Annotated in this window: 22 protein-coding genes; 8 read left to right on the top strand and 14 right to left on the bottom strand. The window is 32.0% G+C overall.

The window, feature by feature from the left end:
* The first annotated feature begins 59 nt into the window (after positions 1 to 59).
* On the top strand, positions 60 to 1079 hold the full coding sequence (pheS, locus tag HNV08_RS02035) for a phenylalanine--tRNA ligase subunit alpha (RefSeq protein ID WP_173279438.1): 1020 nt from the start codon (positions 60 to 62) through the stop codon (positions 1077 to 1079).
* Between the two features lie 65 nt (positions 1080 to 1144).
* A complete protein-coding gene (locus HNV08_RS02040) occupies positions 1145 to 1540 on the top strand; it encodes a hypothetical protein (protein WP_173279439.1) in 396 nt (131 codons plus the stop codon).
* A 116-nt stretch (positions 1541 to 1656) separates the two neighbouring features.
* Here HNV08_RS02040 and HNV08_RS02045 read toward each other — a convergent pair whose 3' ends face one another.
* Together HNV08_RS02045 and HNV08_RS02050 are read right to left on the bottom strand one after the other, a co-directional pair.
* Positions 1657 to 2460 (bottom strand): hypothetical protein, encoded by an 804-nt coding sequence (locus tag HNV08_RS02045; RefSeq protein WP_173279440.1) that lies wholly within the window; start codon positions 2458 to 2460, stop codon positions 1657 to 1659.
* A gap of 59 nt (positions 2461 to 2519) precedes the next feature.
* Complete coding sequence (locus HNV08_RS02050; RefSeq protein WP_173279441.1) at positions 2520 to 3521, bottom strand: NAD(P)H-dependent glycerol-3-phosphate dehydrogenase; 1002 nt, start codon at positions 3519 to 3521, stop codon at positions 2520 to 2522.
* Between the two features lie 211 nt (positions 3522 to 3732).
* Between HNV08_RS02050 and HNV08_RS02055 the strand changes: the two genes are divergently transcribed.
* The gene (locus tag HNV08_RS02055) at positions 3733 to 4674 is read left to right on the top strand and encodes a nicotinic acid mononucleotide adenyltransferase (RefSeq protein ID WP_173279442.1); all 942 of its coding nucleotides are present in this window, start codon (positions 3733 to 3735) and stop codon (positions 4672 to 4674) included.
* 73 nt (positions 4675 to 4747) lie between these two features.
* On the opposite strand, the gene HNV08_RS02060 is transcribed toward HNV08_RS02055, so the two are convergent.
* Genes HNV08_RS02060 through mfd form a run of 3 tightly spaced genes read right to left on the bottom strand, consistent with a single transcriptional unit; the run spans position 4748 to position 10302 of the window.
* Entirely contained in the window at positions 4748 to 6052 is a 1305-nt protein-coding gene (locus tag HNV08_RS02060) for a TlpA family protein disulfide reductase (RefSeq protein WP_173279443.1), read from the bottom strand.
* A 57-nt stretch (positions 6053 to 6109) separates the two neighbouring features.
* Positions 6110 to 6973 (bottom strand): DMT family transporter, encoded by an 864-nt coding sequence (locus tag HNV08_RS02065; RefSeq protein WP_173279444.1) that lies wholly within the window; start codon positions 6971 to 6973, stop codon positions 6110 to 6112.
* Positions 6970 to 10302 carry a transcription-repair coupling factor gene (gene mfd, locus HNV08_RS02070; protein WP_173279445.1) on the bottom strand — a complete coding sequence of 1111 codons (3333 nt, stop codon included), beginning with the start codon at positions 10300 to 10302 and terminating at the stop codon, positions 6970 to 6972. The genes HNV08_RS02065 and mfd overlap by 4 nt, the downstream gene beginning before the upstream one ends.
* A 255-nt stretch (positions 10303 to 10557) precedes the next feature.
* Between mfd and HNV08_RS02075 the strand changes: the two genes are divergently transcribed.
* On the top strand, positions 10558 to 10989 hold the full coding sequence (locus HNV08_RS02075; RefSeq protein ID WP_173279446.1) for a tellurite resistance TerB family protein: 432 nt from the start codon (positions 10558 to 10560) through the stop codon (positions 10987 to 10989).
* Positions 10990 to 11061: 72 nt separating this feature from the next.
* Here the strand turns inward: HNV08_RS02075 and fbp are convergent, their stop codons facing one another.
* On the bottom strand, positions 11062 to 12069 hold the full coding sequence (gene fbp / locus HNV08_RS02080) for a class 1 fructose-bisphosphatase (protein ID WP_173279447.1): 1008 nt from the start codon (positions 12067 to 12069) through the stop codon (positions 11062 to 11064).
* Positions 12070 to 12198: 129 nt separating this feature from the next.
* Between fbp and HNV08_RS02085 the strand changes: the two genes are divergently transcribed.
* From HNV08_RS02085 to HNV08_RS02100, 4 genes are read left to right on the top strand one after another with little or no spacing between them, the layout of a single operon-like run.
* Positions 12199 to 12678 carry a GNAT family N-acetyltransferase gene (locus tag HNV08_RS02085; RefSeq protein ID WP_173279448.1) on the top strand — a complete coding sequence of 160 codons (480 nt, stop codon included), beginning with the start codon at positions 12199 to 12201 and terminating at the stop codon, positions 12676 to 12678.
* 27 nt (positions 12679 to 12705) lie between these two features.
* The gene (locus tag HNV08_RS02090) at positions 12706 to 13956 is read left to right on the top strand and encodes an aspartate kinase (RefSeq protein WP_173279449.1); all 1251 of its coding nucleotides are present in this window, start codon (positions 12706 to 12708) and stop codon (positions 13954 to 13956) included.
* A 19-nt stretch (positions 13957 to 13975) separates the two neighbouring features.
* Positions 13976 to 15814: a GNAT family N-acyltransferase gene (locus HNV08_RS02095; protein WP_173279450.1), complete on the top strand. Its 1839-nt coding sequence runs from the start codon at positions 13976 to 13978 to the stop codon at positions 15812 to 15814.
* A complete protein-coding gene (locus HNV08_RS02100) occupies positions 15804 to 16814 on the top strand; it encodes a carboxypeptidase-like regulatory domain-containing protein (RefSeq protein WP_173279451.1) in 1011 nt (336 codons plus the stop codon). Before HNV08_RS02095 ends, HNV08_RS02100 begins: the two co-directional genes overlap by 11 nt.
* 42 nt (positions 16815 to 16856) lie before the next feature.
* On the opposite strand, the gene HNV08_RS02105 is transcribed toward HNV08_RS02100, so the two are convergent.
* From HNV08_RS02105 to HNV08_RS02140, 8 genes are all read right to left on the bottom strand, one after another.
* Positions 16857 to 17336, bottom strand: coding sequence for a YtxH domain-containing protein (locus tag HNV08_RS02105; RefSeq protein WP_173279452.1), 480 nt, complete (start codon positions 17334 to 17336; stop codon positions 16857 to 16859).
* Positions 17337 to 17393: 57 nt separating this feature from the next.
* Positions 17394 to 18023: a hypothetical protein gene (locus tag HNV08_RS02110; RefSeq protein ID WP_173279453.1), complete on the bottom strand. Its 630-nt coding sequence runs from the start codon at positions 18021 to 18023 to the stop codon at positions 17394 to 17396.
* Between the two features lie 102 nt (positions 18024 to 18125).
* Positions 18126 to 18890 carry a sulfite exporter TauE/SafE family protein gene (locus HNV08_RS02115; RefSeq protein ID WP_173279454.1) on the bottom strand — a complete coding sequence of 255 codons (765 nt, stop codon included), beginning with the start codon at positions 18888 to 18890 and terminating at the stop codon, positions 18126 to 18128.
* A gap of 21 nt (positions 18891 to 18911) precedes the next feature.
* On the bottom strand, positions 18912 to 19298 hold the full coding sequence (locus tag HNV08_RS02120; protein ID WP_173279455.1) for a VOC family protein: 387 nt from the start codon (positions 19296 to 19298) through the stop codon (positions 18912 to 18914).
* Between the two features lie 87 nt (positions 19299 to 19385).
* On the bottom strand, positions 19386 to 19841 hold the full coding sequence (locus HNV08_RS02125) for a DUF1801 domain-containing protein (protein ID WP_173279456.1): 456 nt from the start codon (positions 19839 to 19841) through the stop codon (positions 19386 to 19388).
* A 3-nt stretch (positions 19842 to 19844) separates the two neighbouring features.
* Positions 19845 to 20312, bottom strand: coding sequence for a DUF4199 domain-containing protein (locus tag HNV08_RS02130; RefSeq protein ID WP_173279457.1), 468 nt, complete (start codon positions 20310 to 20312; stop codon positions 19845 to 19847).
* A 103-nt stretch (positions 20313 to 20415) separates the two neighbouring features.
* Positions 20416 to 20826 (bottom strand): response regulator transcription factor, encoded by a 411-nt coding sequence (locus HNV08_RS16380; protein WP_173279458.1) that lies wholly within the window; start codon positions 20824 to 20826, stop codon positions 20416 to 20418.
* A gap of 9 nt (positions 20827 to 20835) precedes the next feature.
* Complete coding sequence (locus tag HNV08_RS02140; protein WP_173279459.1) at positions 20836 to 21774, bottom strand: 2-hydroxyacid dehydrogenase; 939 nt, start codon at positions 21772 to 21774, stop codon at positions 20836 to 20838.
* Positions 21775 to 21804 lie beyond the last annotated feature (30 nt).

The raw sequence follows: 21804 nt of genomic DNA on the forward strand, positions 1-21804 counted from the left end.
GTAAAAAAAAACTAAATTTGCCGACTCTTATAGAGATACTGAATTAAATTCAGCACAAGATGATAGACAAGATAAAAGAACTTATAGCAGAAGCAGAAGCCTTTAAAACCCAATCTAAAGAAGAAGTAGAAGCCTTTAGAATTAAATATTTAGGTTCAAAAGGACATTTAAAAGCATTTTATAGCGAACTAAAAAATGTAGCCAATGATCAAAAGCGAGAATTCGGTCAGATCATCAATGAGCTAAAAAATACAGCAGAAGCCAAAGTTAATAGTTTAAAAGAAGCTTTAGAAAGTGAAGAAGAAGATAAGGGGATTTATGGAGATTTATCGCGTCCAGGAGAACCTATTGCCATAGGATCTAGGCATCCTATTTCTATAGTGAAAAATGAAATTATTGATATCTTTTCGCGTATAGGATTTAATGTTAGTGAAGGTCCAGAAATAGAAGATGATTGGCATAATTTTACAGCACTAAATTTACCAGAATATCATCCGGCTAGAGATATGCAGGATACATTTTTTATTCAAACCGATCCAGATATTTTATTGCGTACCCATACAAGTTCAGTACAAGTACGTTATATGGAAAATAACAAACCACCTATACGAACAATATCACCAGGTCGTGTGTTTAGAAACGAAGCCATATCAGCGCGTTCACATTGTTTTTTCCATCAAGTAGAAGGATTGTATATTGATAAAGATGTGAGTTTTGCAGATTTAAAGCAAACGCTTCAGTATTTTACGACAGAAATGTTTGGGAAATCTAAAATAAGATTACGACCATCTTACTTTCCGTTTACAGAACCGAGTGCAGAAGTAGATGTTTATTGGGGTTTAGAGACAGAAACCGATTATAAAATTACCAAAGGAACAGGTTGGTTAGAAATAATGGGTTGTGGTATGGTAGATCCTAATGTTTTAGAAAACTGCGGCATAGATTCTAAAACGTATTCAGGTTTCGCTTTTGGTATGGGAATAGATCGTATTGCTATGCTATTAAATCAGATCAGTGATATTAGATTGTTAAGCGAAAATGATGTTAGGTTTTTAGAGCAGTTTAAGAGTTCATTGTAGTAAGAGTTCTTTTATAGTAACTATTTTTAGAAAGTAGAGACTACAATTTGAAAATGTAGACAGTGATGAAAAAAGACATAAACATACCAGAAGTAAAAGACGTTCATGTCGCCGTCGTAAAAGAGCAACATTTAGAATATAAAACGCAAGACTGGAACGCTTATATCATTAATAATAGCGATAAGGATTTAGAAACAGTACTTATTGTATCTAGAGGTTATAACGATAAGAAATTAACACCTTTAATGCGACATACCATTGCTAAATTACCAGCGAGAAGCTATGCTAAAATTGAATATCTTCAAGAAAAGGTGCTAGAACTAAATAACGAGTTTAAAATTACATTTTTTGAAGGCAACCAGATGTTTGATAAGACCTATGTATTTAGAAAAAACACGATTAATGAAAAGGCCTTGCAAACGGTGCCTTTAATGCAATTACGTGGTGTTTTAGTTAAGTAATGGTTTTGTATTTAAAGTACAAAAGATAGCAAATAAAAACCGTACGGAAAATCAGAGAAGACTTCTATAAATAAGCCAGTACTAGCCATTAATTATAAAAGGTGTTACCGTAGTTTTTATTTAATATGTCTGTAATATATAATTAAACTATCCATAGTAATTGCTTTTAACGCTAACCCTTTTTGGTTATATACTACTTTACGTGTATAACTCTGCTTTTGATTTTCTCTATCTATCCAGCTGATAGTTGTTAACGTCGAATCAAGTTTTTTATTAGAATAATAATAGTCGGTTATTGCGTTAGAACTCAATGATGAATCGTCGTTATCATTTGGTTCGTATAATATTTCTTTTGTAGATAATATATTCAATTTTGTGTCGTAATTGTATTTTGTAATGCGCTTTTTACCCTTGCCATGATCGTTATTCTGAAACTGAGAAGATTCTTTAATTTTTCCATGATTTTTGAATTTAAAAATAGCTGCTGGTTTTAAAATATCCTGTTTTGAAATTCCAATAGAAGGTGTTGTATAATACTTATAGAGGATTAAGCTATCGCTATCAAATTCATAGCGAAAATTAAAAATAGCTTTAAAATCGGTAAAAAATATTTTTTGTTTTTCAAGGTTTAATGAGTCGTATTCATATTCTTCATATATACTATACATAAAAGATTTTCTCCATACGTTTTTAATTTTTCCGCTTCTATTATATTCGATGATTTCAATTGTATCGTTCTTTTTATAAAGTGCTGTATCAAATCCCGATATCAACAGTGTCTTCTTTATATCATTTTTTAATATGCTCGCTTGATTGAAATCTAAAAGATCTAATTCAGATATTTTTAAAGATTTATCGTTACAGCTTAACAATGAAAAATTTAATATTATTATTGGTAGTATGATTAATATTTTTTTCACAGGCTTCTGTTAAGTGCTTTACAACTGTGGTACTTACCAAGTCATCAGTTTCTCAAAATCTAATCTAACTTATCTGTTAATTTCTTAAAGACTTTCTTAGCGTCTTTTCCTTCGTATAAAATACTGTAAACTGCGTTGATAATTGGAAGCTGCGTTTTTTTCTTGTTCTTTTTATTTAACTCAAACGCACTTTTGGTCGCATAAAAACCTTCTGCAACCATGTTCATTTCCATTTGAGCAGATTTTACGGTATAGCCTTTGCCAATCATATTACCAAACATGCGATTTCTAGAGAACACAGAATATCCGGTTACTAATAAATCGCCTAAGTATGCTGAGTTATTAATATTGCGCTTCATCTTATGCATTTTTTTAATAAAGCGTTTCATTTCTCTAATAGAGTTACTCATCAATACACTTTGAAAATTATCACCATAGCCTAAACCGTGTGCAATACCTGCTGCAATTGCATAAATATTTTTGAGCATCACAGCGTATTCTACACCAATAATGTCATCGCTAATCTTAGTTTTTATATAATTACTAGATAAATTATCGGCAATGTCTTGTGCTTTTTCTGCATCAGCACAGGATATCGTTAAATAAGACAAGCGCTCTAAAGCCACTTCTTCTGCATGGCAAGGACCAGCAATGACGGCAATGTTTTCAAACGGGATATTGTAAGCATCATGAAAATGTTCTCCTACTAATTTTCCGGTTTCTGGCATAATACCTTTTACAGCAGATACAATTGTTTTATTGCTAATGTCTGTATTTAATTTTTCTAACTCTGCATGAATAAATGCGGATGGAATTACAAAAATGAGAACATCTGCCCAATCTGCAATTTCATTAATATCATTACTTAATTTTAATTGCTCAGTATGAAACTCTACAGAACTCAAGTAACTAGGATTGTGTTTTTCTTTTAGGATATGCTCTTTCGCATAAACACTTCTCATATACCAGCCAATTTCACTTTGGTTTTCACATAACATTTTTACAATTGCCGTTGCCCAACTTCCTGCACCAAAAACTGCGTATTTTGTGGTATTCTTCATAGAATGTCTTCAAGTTTATAAATCAAAAGTAAGGAAAATTTATAGAATTAATTATTCGTATTTTTTTGATAAGATATTAGTGTTTAGCCTTTATTATAATGGTCTTTGTTTCATTTTAGCTCTATTAGCGTCATCGTAGTTTTGTATACGAATTAATTTTTTGGCACAGGTTTTGAAACTCTACATAATATAACCTTAAAACCGTTAGATTATGAAAACTTTAAAATTACTATTAGGATTTACTTTTGTTGCAACCCTTTTTACATCTTGTTATGTAGAAGACGTCCATTATATAGATGAACCTTCAATATCATTAAATCAGTTGTTAAACTCTTATGATTTATGGTATGTAGATATCAATGAAACACAAGGTTACGGAGAAACCCCTTTTTTACAGATTGCTTTTACAGTGTCTTTTAAAAATGGATTAATGTATGCCAACAATAATTTAGTAGGTATCGGCAATCAAGGTAATGGTTATGGTGTAGAAATTGGCTCTTATGATGCTTATGATATGATTTTAGACGTTAACCATATTATAGATGGTTATGATAGTTTTGATGTGTACCAAATTGATCATAATACTATTGAATTGTATAACCCATTTAATGATACATCTTACTTTTTAGATGGCTACCAACGTTCTAATTTTGACTATGATTATGTGTTTTATGATAACATTCATTATTTCTTACAAGAATATGAAGCTTGGGAAAAAACATATACAAGTAATTATGGTGCGTTAAATGATTTTGATAACGAAAATTATCTTCAGTTTTTGTCTGGAGGAAATGACGATACGTTTAGAAGCTCGCAAGACTCTAATGTTAACTATATCAATTCTATATACTGGGATTTTACAGGGAATTATGGTGTAGGCGATGTGTACAATAATATATACCAAAAAACATTAACATTAGATTATGATTTCTTTGACAATGAATTTTTTGAACTCAGCGTTATTAATGATAATAAGATAGAGTTGTATCACTCAGATTCTGGTACACTTTATGAATTTACAGGTAGAGGATATATTCAATATTATAGAGATGCACCAACGGAAGGTAAATCTAATATTCAATATGACGCCCAGAAAAAACGTAATCAAAAAACTAAGAAAGTAGAGAATACAAGAGAAAATACAAGAAGCTAAATTTTGGTTGGTTATTTAGTTTCAAAACGCTCAGTTAAAACACTTGTTTTACTGAGCGTTTTCTTTTACTGTACTATTTCAATCCTTCTACTAGCACAGTTAAGTCTTTAAGATCATATGGCTTTGCCATAATTATTTTATCTGCACTTAATAAAAAGTACATTGGTGTTGCAGAAACACCATAGGTTTTAACGATTGGGTTTTCCCATTTACCTAATCCTAGTTGATGTATAAAATTAGGATAGTTTTTTATTTCTCTATTCCAATTATTGTCTTCGCGTTCTAAACCAAATGCTACAACGTTTAGGTTGGGTTTGTTAGAGACCATATTTTTAACCTTTGGTAGTTCATCTAAGCAATGACCACATGCACTACTCCAAAATACAAGTAAATAGTATTCTGCACCATCTAATTGATGTAAGCTGGTGTTTAGTCCATTACTGGTAATATTAAAGTCTGGTGCTTTTGTTCCTATAGAGGTGTTTTTAAATGAAGTTACCATTTCTTCTAACACTTTATTTTGGGTTGCAATTGCTAATTCTAATAAATAACTATCAGTAATGTAATTGGCAACTTCATGGTTTTCTGCACCCACAAAATGTTGCCATAACATTTCTAATAAGCTCGTTTTAATAATTAAATTGTCTGAAGAAATCGCTTTGGCCACATCATCAATGTGAGATTTGTAAGTGCTATTACTTGGATTTTCTACCATATTAAATACGTAAGCAGTGACGCGGTCCGTTAAAAACGTAGAACTTTGTAATAAGTAATTACAGAAATCAATTTGACTCAAATAGTGCTTTTTTAAATTTTTAGAGTAGGTTGAAATGTCCTCATATTGGGTTGGTATATAAGGTCTATTGGCAACAATAAAGCTAAGGACTAACTTGTCTTTTGCCAAGTCTTCATATGCTAATTGCGTGTCTTTTAATGTTTTAAATATGGCTTCAAAACCCGCTTTATCTGCATTGTCTTTAGTGTAGTAATTGCTAATGGTGTAGTTAACCATTTCTATACTTTTGGTGTAAGAGGTTAGGAGTTTATTTTCTTCAGATTCTGTGAATTCTACGCCGTTTTCTTGACTAAATTTAAAATTAATAGATTCTTTACCGTCATAGATAAAATCGAAATTATTTTCTTCTGGTGGTGTGGCATATACTATTTTATAGATACCTGCTTCTAAGGAGTCTGTAAGTTTTATTTCAAATTGACCTTGCTCATCGAGTTGTCCTCTGTCAACGTAATTTGCACTTTCTGGAGTTGCTTTATATAAAAAAGCATAGGTAAAATTTTCTGCAGGAGAGAAGGTTCCTTTTATGGACTGAGCAAAAGTAATAAATGGTAATACGAATAATATGATAATGATTTTCTTCATTTTTATTTATGTTTAATCTTCAATGGATTCTCAAAAATTGAGCCATTGTTTATGAAATTATTGCTTTTTAGATCTTACACTTTCTATAATAACAGTAGCCAAAATTAATGCGCCTCCAACAAATGTATGTAATGTTGGTATTTCATTCAAGAAAAAGAATGCAATTATGATTCCGAATACGGGTTGTGTACTACCAATTATACTTGCAGTACTCGCTTTAAAGTATTGCAGACTGTTTACAAACAACGTATGGCCAATCACAGTTGTCACAATGGCGAGTAAAATAATATATGGATACTGCGTTGCAATATGAGACGTGTCCATAAAAAATAAAACAGGAAAAAGTAGTACTGACACTATGATGACTTGATAAAACATAAGCATTGTTGCGTTATAACGAGCAACTTGTTCTTTTAACATTAGAATTCTTATGGCATAACATACAGCAGAGATTAAACCAAATAGAATCCCTTGTAAATAATTATTTTGAAAGTCGAATTCTGGTGCTAAAAAATAGATACCTAGAAGCACCATAACACCTAAAATTATATGAATTGGATCTAATTTAGTTTTTGAAAAGAAAGGTTCTAACAAGGCAATAATGACCGGAAAGGTAAATAACGAAATCATACCTACAGCAACATTAGAGCGCTTTAGTGCTAAAAAATAGGTTATCCAATGTGCTCCCATTAAAATTGCGGCTATAACAAAAGTAATACGATCTTTTTTAGTATTTATCTTAAGACTTATGCCTTTTATTAAGCAAAATATAAATATTAAAATGGCAGCCAATATAGATCGCCACCAAATGATTACACCTGTTGGCATGTCTATGAATTTGCCTAAAGGACCAGACGTACTTAGGCAAATGGTGGCAATAATGAGAATGAATAAGTTGTTTATATGGCTTTTATCTCTCATTGCATATCAGATAGTGCTGCTAATGCTTGTTTCGTTGACTTTATATTATCGAAAGTTAGTAATAAACGTAAGCCTTTTCTTGTTTGTTTTTCTTTCATTTTACATAGACCAGCATTGTGTTGAACAAACTGTAACACTTTAGTAAACGCTGGACTTTGATAAAAACCACTCTGCTGATCTTGAACAAAATAACCAATCATTTTTCCTTGTTTCATAATCAATTTTTCTATACCCATTTTAGTTGCAATCCACTTTAAGCGTACACTATCAAATAAATCTGAAACTTGTGTTGGTATTTCACCAAATCGATCCGTGATTTCTAATTCAAACGAATGCAGTTCTTCTTCGGTTTTTATAGCGTTTAATTTCGTGTAGAGATTAAGTCGTTCGGTAATATTGTTAATATAATCATCCGGAAAAAGTAATTCAAAATCAGTATCTATAGTGATCTCTTTTACATACTCTTTAGGTTTCCCGTCATCTTTATATAAATCAGAAAATTCGGTTTCTTTTAATTCTTCAATCGCTTCATTTAAGATTTTTTGATACGTATCAAACCCAATATCATTAATAAATCCGCTTTGCTCACCACCTAGTAGGTCTCCTGCGCCACGAATTTCTAAATCCTTCATGGCAATATTAAAGCCACTACCTAATTCTGTAAATTGTTCTAATGCAGAAATTCGTTTTCTGGCATCAGAGGTCATTGCAGAATGTTCTGGTGTAATAAAATAACAGAATGCTTTTTTGTTACTACGACCAACACGTCCTCGCATTTGATGTAGATCACTAAGTCCAAAATTATTAGCGTTATTGATAAAAATAGTATTGGCATTTGGCACATCTAATCCGCTTTCAATAATCGTAGTACTTACCAATACATCAAACTCACCATTCATAAAGGCGAGCATTAAATTTTCAAGTTTTTTACCATCCATTTGGCCATGACCAATAGCAATTTTAGCATCAGGAACTAAACGTTGAATCATACCAGCAACTTCCTTAATGTTTTCAATTCTATTGTGTATAAAAAACACTTGTCCACCTCTTTGTATTTCATAACTCACAGCATCTCTAATGGTTTCTTCCCCAAACCGAATAACATGACTTTCTATAGGATATCGGTTGGGAGGAGCTGTATTAATTACCGATAAATCACGTGCTGCCATTAAACTAAATTGAAGCGTTCTCGGAATAGGCGTTGCGGTTAATGTTAAAACATCTACATTTTCTTTTAGCGTTCTTAATTTCTCTTTAACAGCGACACCAAATTTTTGTTCCTCATCAACTATTAGCAAACCTAAATCTTTAAATTTTACGTTTTTACTTGCTAATTGATGCGTACCTATGATAATATCTACACGTCCTTTTTCTAAGTTTTCTAGAGTTTCACGTTTTTCTTTTGCTGTTCTAAAACGATTAACATAATCTACGGTAACAGGAAAATCTTTGAGGCGTTCTTTAAATGTACGCGAATGCTGATATGCCAATATTGTTGTCGGTACCAAGACTGCAACTTGCTTACCATTGTCTACAGCTTTAAAAGCCGCTCGTATGGCAACTTCCGTTTTACCAAAGCCAACATCACCACAAATGAGTCGGTCCATTGGTCTTTCACTTTCCATATCTGCTTTTATATCTGCAGTAGACGTTATTTGGTCTGGAGTATCTTCATAAATAAAAGAAGCTTCTAGCTCGAGTTGCATATGACTATCTGGAGCGTATTGAAATCCTTTTTTTAACTTTCTCTTTGCGTAGAGTTTAATAAGGTTAAAAGCAATTTCTTTTACTCTAGATTTTGTTTTTTGCTTTAACGTTTTCCATGCTTTACTTCCTAATTTATAAACCGTTGGAGGCTTTCCATCTTTACCGTTAAATTTGGTAATTTTATGTAAAGAATGAATGCTGAGGTACAAAATATCGCGTTCTCCATAAACTAGTTTTATGGCTTCTTGTTTTTTGCCTTCAACATCTATTTTTTGTAGACCACCAAATTTTCCAATACCATGATCTATATGCGTTACATAGTCTCCAATTTCTAGATTAGTGAGTTCTTTTAAGGTAATAGCTTGTTTTTTGGCATACCCATTTTTAAGATGGAATTTATGGTAACGATCAAAAATTTGATGATCTGTATAAACCGCTATCTTATGCTCCGTATCTATAAAGCCTTGATATAGCGAAAGCACTACGGTTTTGTAGTGAACCGTTTGATCTGCGTCTTCAAAAATATCATGAAAACGTTTAGCTTGTTGCTCACTAACACAAGATATATAGTTGGTTATACCATTGGCATGGTTTTCATTTAAATCTTCTATCAATAAATTAAATTGTTTATTGAAAGCCGGTTGTGGTTTGGTATAAAATGCTATCAGTTGCTTGGCAAAAAACGCTTCGTTGCCAAACTCTATTAAAGGGTATTCTAGAAATTGACGTTTTAATAATTCTGAATTACAAAACAATTCTTCTGGAGAGGCATGTTTTATATCAGTGGTTAAGTTTTTAAAAGCGTCTTCTGCTTTATGGTAAAATTCATCAATTCTTGAAAATATATGAGCTGCATTTTTAGAAAAAATAACCGTTTTACTAGAAATGTATTTTAGAAAACTTTCGCGTTGTTCTGCAATAAGTTTATTAGCTACATTAGGAATTATGCTCACTTTTTTAATGCGCTCTGTAGACAATTGTGTTTCTACATCAAAAGTTCTGATACTATCTACTTCATCGCCAAAAAATTCTATTCTGTACGGTTCATCATGAGAAAATGAAAACACATCTACAATTCCTCCTCTAACAGAAAAATCGCCAGGTTCTGTGACAAAGTCTACACGCTTAAATTTATATTCAAACAATACCTCATTAACAAAATCGATACTTAGTTCATTACCAACCGCTAGTTTTAAGGTGTTTTTTTCGAGTTCTTTTTTGGTAACTACTTTTTCAAAAAGTGCGTCAGGATAGGTAACAATAATGCATGGTTTTTTACGTGAGTTGATTCGGTTTAAAACTTCTGCACGTAATAAGACATTGGCATTGTTTGTTTCTTCAATTTGGTATGGTCTTCTGTAGCTTCCTGGATAAAACAAAACATCCTTATCATTGATAAGTTGTTCTAAATCGTTAAGATAAAAGGCAGCTTCTTCTTTATCATTAAACACCAATAAAAATGGTTTGTCCGTTGTTTTAAAAGTTTCGGCAATGGTTATTGATAATGAAGATCCAACAAGGCCTTTAATGTGTGTTTTAGTTTCGGATTGACCAATAGAAGTTTGCAGATTTTGCAATTGCAAAGTCTGTGCGAATGTTTGGCTAATAGACACTTTACTCAAGTTTCTTATTTTGAATGTGCAAAAATACATGATTTTATTCATTTAGAATGTTCAAAAAAAACCAAATGAATTGTGCTCACGAATTAAAAACATAGATGGTATTGTGAGAAAATAGCCTAAACTGTTGTAATAAATCAAAGTTTAAAGCTATAGGAATCGCTGCTAAAATTTTAGAAGTTTTCAATAGCGATAATTCTTTGAATAGAATTATATTTGTTGAGAATTAATAAATAGACTTTAAATTAAAATATAAATATGTCATTTTCAGAATTATTCGAAAGCGGATTTAAGAAACGTAATGAAGACCATTTTGCTTCTATAGTAAGAGTTGCAATGAGTGATGGTGTAATTACCGATAATGAAAAAGCATTCTTAGATCGTTTAGCGACGAGATTAGATATTACAGAGAGCGATTACAATCAAATACTAAATGATTATAAAAGCCATCCTATTAATCCACCAACATCTTATGAACAACGTTTAGAGCGTTTATATGATTTATCTCGTATGGTTTGGGCAGATGATATTGAAGGGCCTAATCAGCATTCATTGTTAGAAAAATTATGTGTAGGATTAGGTTTTCATGCACAAAATGTGAAATACATTGCAGATAAAGCCTTGGCATTGGCTTACGAAAAAGTAGATACAGATACTTTTATTGAAGAAATGAAAGGCATGAATAGATAGATATTACACTATTTAAAATAAAAAAAGCAACCGAAATTTCGGTTGCTTTTTTTTATTGTTATTAAATTAAGTTTATCCGTTATTTCTAACAAACTCTTCGGCTTTTTCAACCATATTTTTACTACCACAAATAAAAGGGACACGTTCATGGAGTTCCGTTGGTTCAATATCCATAATTCTATTTACGCCATCACTAGCTTTTCCATTAGCTTGTTCTGCAATAAAAGCCATTGGGTTGCACTCATATAATAAACGCAATTTTCCTTTAGGGTTTTTAGTGCTTTTAGGATACATATAAATACCTCCTTTTATCATATTTCTATGAAAGTCCGATACCAGACTACCAATATATCTGCTTGTGTATGGTCTTTCTCCATCATCTTCTTGGCAGTATTTTATATATTTTTTTATGCCAACAGGGAAATCTAAATAATTGCCCTCGTTGACTGAATAGATATTACCATCTTCAGGAAATTGCATATTTGGATGAGATAAGTAATAAGAACCAATTGCCGGATTTAACGTAAAGCCATTAACACCATCACCTGTTGTGTACACCAACATTGTAGATGTTCCGTAAACCACATAACCTGCTGCAACTTGCGCACTTCCTTTTTGAAGAAAATCTTCTATAGACACTGGTGTTCCTAAAGGTGTTACACGTCTATAGATTGAAAATATAGTACCTACAGAAACGTTGACATCAATATTAGAGGAACCATCTAAAGGATCAATTAAAACAACATATTTATTTTGATGATTTTCATCTTGGCTATTAATGGTAATAAAGTCGTCTTCTTCCTCACTTGCAATACCACAAACAATGTTTCGTTTTGTTAGCGTTTGAATAAATTTTTCATTCGCATAGACATCTAATTTTTGCTGATCTTCACCTTGTATATTAGTGTCACCTGCAGCACCTATAATATCCACTAGACCTGCTTTATTCACTTCGTGATTAACCACCTTAGCAGCTAAGCGAATTGAGTTAATGAGTTTTGAAAGCTCTCCCGACGAATATTTAAATGACGTTTGGTTTTCAATTATAAATTCCCCTAAGGTTTGATTTCTTTTAGACATGAAGTAATATATTGATTAGTAGCACGCAAATATCGTATTTTTTAACAAACTATAACGTTTTCGTTAGGTAAAATTATTGTTATCTCAGTTAAGTTGAATTATATTTGATTTTTTTATAGAATCCACAAAATGAGCCAACCAAGATTAGCAATAAAACAAGATATGCCAAGAGTTTTAGAACTCATACAAGAATTGGCAATATTTGAAAAAGAAGCAGATGCTGTAGAAATTAGTATTTCTGATTTAGAAAAAGATGGTTTTGGTACACACCCAAAGTTTACTTGTTTTGTGTTAGAAGTAGATTCTATTATAGAAGGTATTGCCTTAGTTTACCCAAGATACTCAACTTGGAAAGGGGAAGTTTTACATTTAGAAGACCTCATTGTTAGTGAATCGTGTAGAGGAAAAGGTTTAGGGACTCAGCTCTTAGATACTGTTGTAACATATGCTAAACAAATTGGCGTAAAACGTGTAAGTTGGGAAGTTCTCGATTGGAACGAAAACGCCATTAAATTTTACCAAAGCAAAGGAGCAAATGTAATGCGAGATTGGAACGTAGTTCAATTAGATGAAAAAGGCATAGAGAATTATCTATCAAATTTGAATTAAATAATCTCATTTAAAAGAGAACCGTGTATGCGAGTTTATAAATTTGGAGGCGCATCAGTAAAAGATGCTAATGGTGTAAAAAATTTAGCAAAAGTTTTACAAACCACAGGACATGAGAATACATTAGTTGTAATTTCTGCAATGGGAAAAACAACCAATAGAATGGAATTGGTAATTAAAAATTATTTTGAAAACAAAGATCAATTACAAAGTTCTATACACGAAGTCATAAAATGTCATCAAGATATTCTAGAGGATTTATTCACAAATAATCGTCATCAAGTATTTGCAGATGTCAAAGCGTTTTTTGATGAAATGAATGCCTTTTTTAGAAGTAATAAATCACCAGATTATAATTATGTATATGATCAAGTCATTGGTTATGGAGAATTAATTTCTACAACAATTATTAGTCATTATTTAAACGAAATTGGCTTAAAAAGTCATTGGGTAGATGTCAGAGAGTATATAAAAACCGATAATTATTACAGGGATGCAAATGTTAATTGGGAAGCTACGCAAGATAATATTGCATCAAATTTAGATGCTAATATTTTACATATTACTCAAGGGTTTTTAGGCAGCGATTCTAATAATTTTACAACAACTTTAGGGCGAGAAGGTAGTGATTATACAGCAGCAATATTTGCATATTGTTTAAACGCCAATAGCGTAACCATATGGAAAGATGTACCAGGCGTTTTAAATGCAGATCCTCGATATTTTGAAAACACGCAGTTGTTATATCAAATATCTTATAGAGAAGCTATAGAGTTAGCCTTCTATGGTGCTTCAGTGATACATCCAAAAACACTTCAGCCCTTACAGCGCAAAGAAATTCCGTTATACGTAAAATCGTTTCTAAACCCTAAAGCTGATGGTACATGTGTAAGCAAAGGCCAAACCTTAATCCCAGAAGTACCATGTTTTATTGTGAAAAAGAATCAGGTTTTGATTTCATTATCATCACTAGATTTTTCGTACATTATGGAAGAAAATATAAGTGATATTTTTAGTTTACTTCACTTGTATAAAATGAAAGTAGATGTGATACAAAATTCTGCAATTAGTTTTTCCGTATGTATTGATAATTTATATGATAATTTAGAAAAACTGCTACAACATCTAAAAGCTAAGTTTAATGTAACAAGCCATAAAAATGTAAGTCTATACACCATTAGGCATTACAATGATGCAGCCATACAAGACCTGGAAAAAGATAAAACAGTATTATTGAAGCAATTAACACAAGGTACAGTACAGATAGTAACAAAATAAACTTTCTTACATTTGTTATATGGGTAAAACGTCCGATACAGGTTTAGTAACCGCAAAAGAAGTCGCTAAAGCAATTCATGCTGATAAGTATGGTTTTTTAGGCACCTTTTTTGGATGGATTTTAATGAAAGTGCTTAAGATTTCTACGCTAAACAAAGTGTATAATCGCAATAAACACCTTAGTAAAGTAGAATTTCTTGACGGTATTTTGGATGAATTTCAAATTAAGTTTGAAATCCCAGAAGAAGATATGAAACGGCTTCCTAAAGAAGGTCCTTATATTACAATTTCTAACCATCCGCTTGGAGGTATTGATGGGATTCTATTGTTAAAACTAATGATAGAACAACGTAGTGATTTTAAAATTATGGCTAATTTTTTACTTCATAGAATAGAGCCGTTAAAACCATATATAATGCCAGTAAATCCTTTTGAAGAACGAAAGGATGTAAAAAGTAGTATTGCAGGATTTAAAAATGCCATATTACACTTAAGAGAAGGACATCCTTTGGGTGTGTTTCCAGCAGGTGAAGTATCTACGTATCGCGATGGCAAATTAGTTGTAGATAAAGCGTGGGAAGTTGCAGCAATGAAATTAATACAAAAAGCAGAAGTGCCAGTTGTACCAATCTATTTTCATGCTAAAAATAGCCGTTTGTTTTATAGACTATCTAAGATAAGTGACACGCTGAGAACAGCTAAATTACCTTCAGAATTGTTAACGCAGAAGCGACGTGTTATAAAAGTTAGAGTGGGTAAACCCATTTCTGTAAAGGATCAAAAGGAGCATAGTAACCTACAAGATTTTTCAGACTTTTTAAGACGTAAAACGTATATGTTGTCTAAAACATTTGAGGATAAGCCAAAAATTTTAGATAATCTACAATCGCAATTAAAGCCTGTAAAATTACCAAAACGAATAGTTACTCCAATTGCACCAGAAGTGATGATTGCAGAGGTAAATAAACTAAGAGAAGAAAATTGTAGACTATTAGAAAGTAAAAATTATGAAGTGTTTTTGGCTTCTGCAGAAGACATACCTAATATTCTAAGAGAAATTGGGCGATTAAGAGAAATAACCTTTAGGGAAGTCGGTGAAGGTACCAATGAAGCCATAGATTTAGATACGTTTGACACCTATTATCATCATATGTTTTTATGGGATAATGATAAAAATATAATGGCTGGTGCTTATAGAATGGGCTTGGGCTCTCAGATTTTTGAACGTTATGGTATTGATGGGTTCTATTTGCAAGATCTCTTTCGTTTTGAACCAGAATTGCACAAAATGATGAGCCAATCTATAGAAATGGGACGTGCATTTATCATTAAAGAATACCAGCAAAAACCAATGCCATTGTTTTTACTTTGGAAAGGTATTGTGCATACCACATTGCGTTATCCAGAGCATAAATATCTTATTGGAGGTGTGAGTATTAGTAATCAGTTTTCTAATTTTTCTAAAAGTTTGATGATTGAGTTTATGAAGTCACATTATTACGATCCTTATGTTGCGCAATATGTACATCCTAAAAAAGAATTTAAAGTAAAGCTACAAGATGCAGATAAGGAATTTGTATTTGATGAAACAGAAGCCGATTTAAATAAATTCGATAAAATAATTGATGAGGTAGAGCCAGGTGCTTTACGACTTCCTGTTTTATTAAAGAAATATATAAAGCAAAACGCTAGACTTGTTGCTTTTAATGTAGATCCATTGTTTAATAATGCTGTAGATGGCTTAATGTACATTAAAATTGCAGATTTACCAGAAAGTACAGTGAGACCAGTTATGGAGGAGTTTCAGGCAGAATTAGAACGAAAGTTTATGGATAACCATGAACAGCATGATAAATAGATGGCTTTTTTTACTATTCCTTTGTCCTTGGTATTGTTTATCTCAAACACTAACAGGTACTGTTATAGATAAGGTTACGCAGCAACCTTTAGAAACAGTTGCTATTTATTTTGATAATACCACCATTGGAACAACAACAGATCAAAATGGACAGTTTTCTATTTCTTATACAGATGCAGTACAATCCACGTTAGTATTTTCATATTTAGGTTACGAAAAGATTTTTATATCAGACTACAGGTTAAAGAGCCATATAAACGTAGAACTTGTTGAAGCTGATAATGCATTAGATGAGGTACACATAGCATATGACGATGGTTTAACAAGACGTCAAAAACTAAGACTATTTAGAAAAGAATTTCTAGGTGTTTCTAAGTATGGTAAATCATGTAAAATACTAAATGAAGACGATTTAGTTTTAAAATATGATAAGGAGAATAAAGCATTATATGCAGATTCTAAAGTGGCGCTCATAATTGTAAATAAGGCATTAGATTATAAAATCACTTATGACCTAATGGATTTTGAAATTAATTTTAACTACGTAAATGAAAGAACAGCAGAATTTACGGTAAAGTCGGTTTTTTACTATGGAACCTCTTTTTATAAGAACCTAGAGGATTCAGGTCAACCAAAAACAGTGAAGAGTAGAGCGCGCGTTTATAAGGGTTCTGTGCAACATTTTATGCGTTCGTTATACAATGAGAATTTAAGGGAAGAAGACTATTTAATCTTTTTTGACGGCTTTGTGGTTAAAGAATGGTCTTACTTTAATATAGAAATAATAGCAGAATCTAATTTTAAAAAGGTCACTTTAAAAGACAAGGTTTCTATATTGTATTCTAAAAATTTCCAATCAGAATTGCAGGTAGATATTGATGAGTTTTACGTAGATATTTATGGTAATTATACACCAATTGAAGGAATTTATTTTAGTGGCGCAATGGGAAAACAGCGTATTGGCGATACGTTACCACTAGACTATGGAATTCTTAAATAAAAAACCCAGAACGTTTATTCTGGGTTTGTAACTTATATATGTCTAAATGCCTTTAAACCATTCTTGAAATTGTTTTCCAAGTAAAAAAGTTGGTTTCATTTGGCCACCTAAAGCAGCCACTAAACTCATAATCCAAGCCACAAGTAATACCAGCCACATGACTATATTTACAAATGGTATCCAAGAGGTTACCATAGCTATTATAATGAAACCTAGCACTTGTCTAACATAAAAAGAGCCAAATTCCGTTTTGTTATTGCTGTTCATAATAATGGCTATTACCCAACCAATGAAAGTAATATGAGCAATGATACCTACATTTTTACCATCACTTAATACTTCTTTGGCGTCGTCTGCAAAATCACTTGCCGCTTTTTTTGCGTCATCTGCAAATTCTTTAGCATCATCGGAGAATTCACTCGCCTTTTGGCTTATTTTATCACCTGCTTTTTTTACACCTTCTTTAGCGTCACCTATCATATCTTCAAGGTCATCACTTAAATTCTTGTTATCGTCTGACATTCTTTTATTTATTAGTATGGGTTAGACTATAAAGTTAGCAAAAAATGTGATTAGTTTTTATTTCTTACCAAACAACTTTTGGAAGAAGCCTTTTGTTTTTTGTTTCGCTTCTGTATACGTTTCTTTAGCATCTTCTGCTAAATCTTCTAATTTATCTTCTGCAGCATCTGCGAGTTTTGAAGCTTTTTCTTTAGCGTCGTCTGCAAATTCACTAATCTTTTCGCTAGCCTCTTCTGCAAATTCTTGTGCTTTCTCTTTAGCCTCAGAATATGTTTCTTTAGCGTCTTCTGCTAAATCAGATGCTTTTGCTTTAGCGGTATCTGTAAGCTCGCTAATTTTCTCACTAGCTTCACCTGCAAGTTCTTTTGCTTTGTCTTTTGCTTCGTTATAAGATTCTTTAGCATCTTCTGCTAAATGTGCTGCCTTGTCTTTGGCTGCATCTGAAAATTCGCTAATTTTTTCACTAGCTTCATCAGCTAATTCACTAGCTTTATCTTTGGCGCTACCTAAGGCTTCTTTGGCATCATTGGTCAAGTTTGAAGCTTTATCTTTTGCTGTATCTAATGTTGCTTTAGTTTCACTAATAGCTTCATTTGTAGCGTCAGTTACATGTTCTGTTGTTGTTTCTAAGCCTTCTTTAGCAGAATCTACAATGGACTCATCTAAGTTTTTATTTTCTTCAGACATATCTTTTAATTAATGTTAAGACCGTAAAGTTAGTAAAATAAGCGTGTTATATACCTAGTTGTGAAAAAATCATAAGGTAGCGGTAGATGCAGTATTGAAGCGCTATCGCAATAACATAACTAATCCGCCTACAGCAGTAACAATTAATATAAAGCGTCTGTAGTTAACATTAGATATGCGTTTTACAATTTTTACACCTATAAAAAAGCCAAGTAGAACAGCCGGAATTAAGACTGAATTTAAAACCAAAGTATCTACAGAAACGGTTTTCCAAATAAAAATATGAAAGGGGAGTTTAATAACATTAATGATAAAAAATAACCATGCTGCTGTACCAATAAATTCATTTTTTGGAAATCGCATGGTTAAAAAATAAATATTAGCAACAGGACCAGCTAAATTGCCTATCATAGTAGTGAAACCGGCTAAAAAGCCCATGCTAGAAGAAAAAAGTTTATTCTTGGGTGGTTCTGTTGATTTTATTCTCTCCAGAAATAACATTATAAAAACGGAGACTATAATAATGACGGCCATTAGTTTTTTAAATACATATTCAGAGATGTCATTACCAACCCAAACACCAACTAACACACCAACAACCATCCAAGGCATTAGCTTTTTAATAATTCCCCAATCGGCATGTCTGTTGTAATACAGAACGGCTAAGATATCTGCACAAATTAACATTGGTAATAAAATGCCAGTAGAGGCTTTTTCTCCAAATACAAAGGCTAATATTACAATGAGAATTATACCAATGCCTTTAATACCCGATTTGGATAAACCCAATAAAAAAACTGCGAAACTAATAGCAATCCATTGCAGCGCAGTTAAATTATAAGACTGAAGTATATCTAAATAGGTCAATGATTAAAGATTATAATTACGTTATAGAAAAGCTTCGTCAACGGGTTCCCACAGTTCAATTTTATTGCCATCGTTGTCTAAAATCCAACCAAATTTCCCATAGTCGTATTCTTCCATTTTACCCACTATAGTAACACCTTCTTCTTTTAAGGCTTTTAATAATTCTTCTAAATTTTCAACTCTATAGTTAAACATAAAGTCTTTTTTAGAAGGCTCAATGTATTTGGTGTCTTCTGCAAACGGACTCCATTGTGTAGAGCAATCTTTACCTTGCTTATCTTTCCACCAAAAGGTGCAACCGTAATCATCTGTATTAAAACCTAGATGTTTTTTGTACCAGTCTTTTGTTGCTTTAGGATCTTTAGTTTTAAAAAATAATCCACCAATGCCTGTAACTCTTTTTTTCATCGAAAATTTGTTTTCGTTCCCTTGAAACAGGGAATCTAGTTAAACTCAATACCTACAAGGTTTTTGGAACTATGCAGGAAACATTATTTATTTTTTTATTGCCTTTTCGTAAATTTCTATCCATTCTTCTACGGACATTTTCCCTAATAACTGTTCAATTAAATCATAAGGAATATCTTCCATTTTTTTAAACCGAACACAACTTTTTCCCATGTCTAATTTGTATTTACAATGTTTGGGATACTCTTCTACAAACCAATCGTATAATTCTTTTTTGGCATACATACCAGAATGATATAATGCAATAAAGTTTTTTTGAGATGCCAAATTTATAAAGGGTAAAGGCGGAAAAGGTTTGCAATGATAACCATCTGGATAAATAGATTTTGGAACGTAATATCCTAACATACCATAACTCATACCTACTTCTAAGCCCTTAGGCATATTCTTTTTTATAAGCTCATTTAGTTTTGTAATTGGTGCTTTTCTGTCTTCGGGAAGTTGATCGATATATTCTTCTGGTGATTCAGCTTTATAGGTCATAATTTATTTCGTTTTTCTCTGTAAAATTAATCCTGAAATTAAAGATATAATAAATCCGATAATAGTCACAAGAACTAGCATGAATAATGCTGCAGTTGTACTGGTCAATGCTACAATTTCATCAGTCTTTCCTTGGTCAATTAATTGCTGTTCATATTTACTAAAAAAAGTAGGATTAATAAATTTAGTATAAATAAAATCTGCTATTGCAATGCCTAAACCAACGAGCAAAGAGATAAGAATACCTATTAAAATAGCTTTACCTAAAGAGATAGAACCATTGTTAACATGATCTCTGTAATGTTTTATTCCAAAGTAAATAAATGAAAGTGATAGAAATATTGAAACATAACCAAGAACTTCATTGGTGGAAGAGTCTAAATTTTTAATACCAAAAATTAAATGCAAAGTGAAAACAGCAAAGCCTGTTACAAGTCCATATAGTCCATATTTAATAATGGTATTTTTCATTATAATTGATTTAAAATATACTACAAAAGTAAGTCTGACTCAACGATATGCACTCATACTAAAGTACCAAATGTGGTCATACTTTAGTACTTTATCCCATATTTTATATGATTTTGTAATTTTTAGCAATTTGAAGGGCGTGTGTTCTTCGTTTTGCATCTAACTTAGAAAGAAGACTTGAAACATATGTTTTTATGGTGCTTTCGGAAAGGAATAGTCGCTCTCCGATTTCTTTATTAGACAATCCTTCTGAAATACCTAAAAGTACTTCGTACTCGCGTTTGCTAATATCTAAATCTTCTATTTTTTTATGATTTATTTCTAGTGAAGGTTTGGATTGCTTTTGAAGACTTTTTTTATTAAGATATATACCTATGAAGAAAAAAACGATTGCAATTATAGCAATTGCAAATTCTATTTTTAAATCTCCAGAAATGATGGTGTATTTACTTAATTGAAAAAGTAGCAATAATGCCAAAATGAGTAATGTAAAAACGATAATTGTTTTTTTCATTTTATAAAATTAGCAAAATTTAGCTTTAATCTTATCTACAATAGTTTGCGAAAGTTTTATGTTACTTTCAATAGTCCAACCTGCAACATGTGGTGTTAGTAAAACATTTTCGGCTTCTATTAAATATTGAAACGCCACTGGCATATTATCGGAAGTGAATAAATTTTCAAAAGACGATTTTTCGTATTCTAAAACATCTAAACCAGCACCTAATATTTTACCCGATTGTAATGCTGAAACTAAATCTTTGGTTACAACAGATTTTCCACGTGCTGTATTAATTAACCAAAACGGTTTTTGAAACCCGTTTATAAATTCTGAATCTACCATATTTATGGTTAACTCGGTTTGTGGTGTATGTAAACTTAGTACATCTGCTTTGTCTTGTAATACTTCTAAAGGCACTTGTTTAGCATTGGCATCTTCAACATTATCTTTTAAATCGTGACATAATACCTCTACATCAAAGCCTCTTAGTTTTTTAGCGAATGCTTTTCCCATATTGCCATAGCCAATGAGTCCAACGGTTTTACCATCTAATTCTAATCCTCTATTGTCTTCTCGTAACCATTTGCCTTGTCTTACTTCGTTGTCAGCTTTGTTCAGTTTATTAAAGAGCGACAGTAACATCCCTAAGGCATGTTCGCCTACGGCATTTCGGTTGCCTTCTGGAGCAGAAATGAGATGAATGCCTTTTTCTTTGGCATAATCACAGTCTATATTTTCTAAACCTGCACCAACACGTCCTATAAATTTTAGGTTTTTAGCGGCATCTAAAAAGTGTTGGTCTATAGAGAAACGACTTCGAATTATAAACCCATCGTAATCTGCAATTTTGGCTTCAATTTCGGCTTTAGAAGAGGTGTAATCTGTGTGATTTGTGAATCCTAAATCATTAAGCTGATTTAAGAGTAGCGGATGGTTAGAATCTAGGTGTAATACTTTCATTAATTGTAACTTAAAAGAATCCTTTAATTT

The organism is Winogradskyella eckloniae (assembly GCF_013249045.1).
In the GTDB taxonomy this organism is placed as follows: Bacteria; Bacteroidota; Bacteroidia; order Flavobacteriales; family Flavobacteriaceae; genus Winogradskyella; species Winogradskyella eckloniae.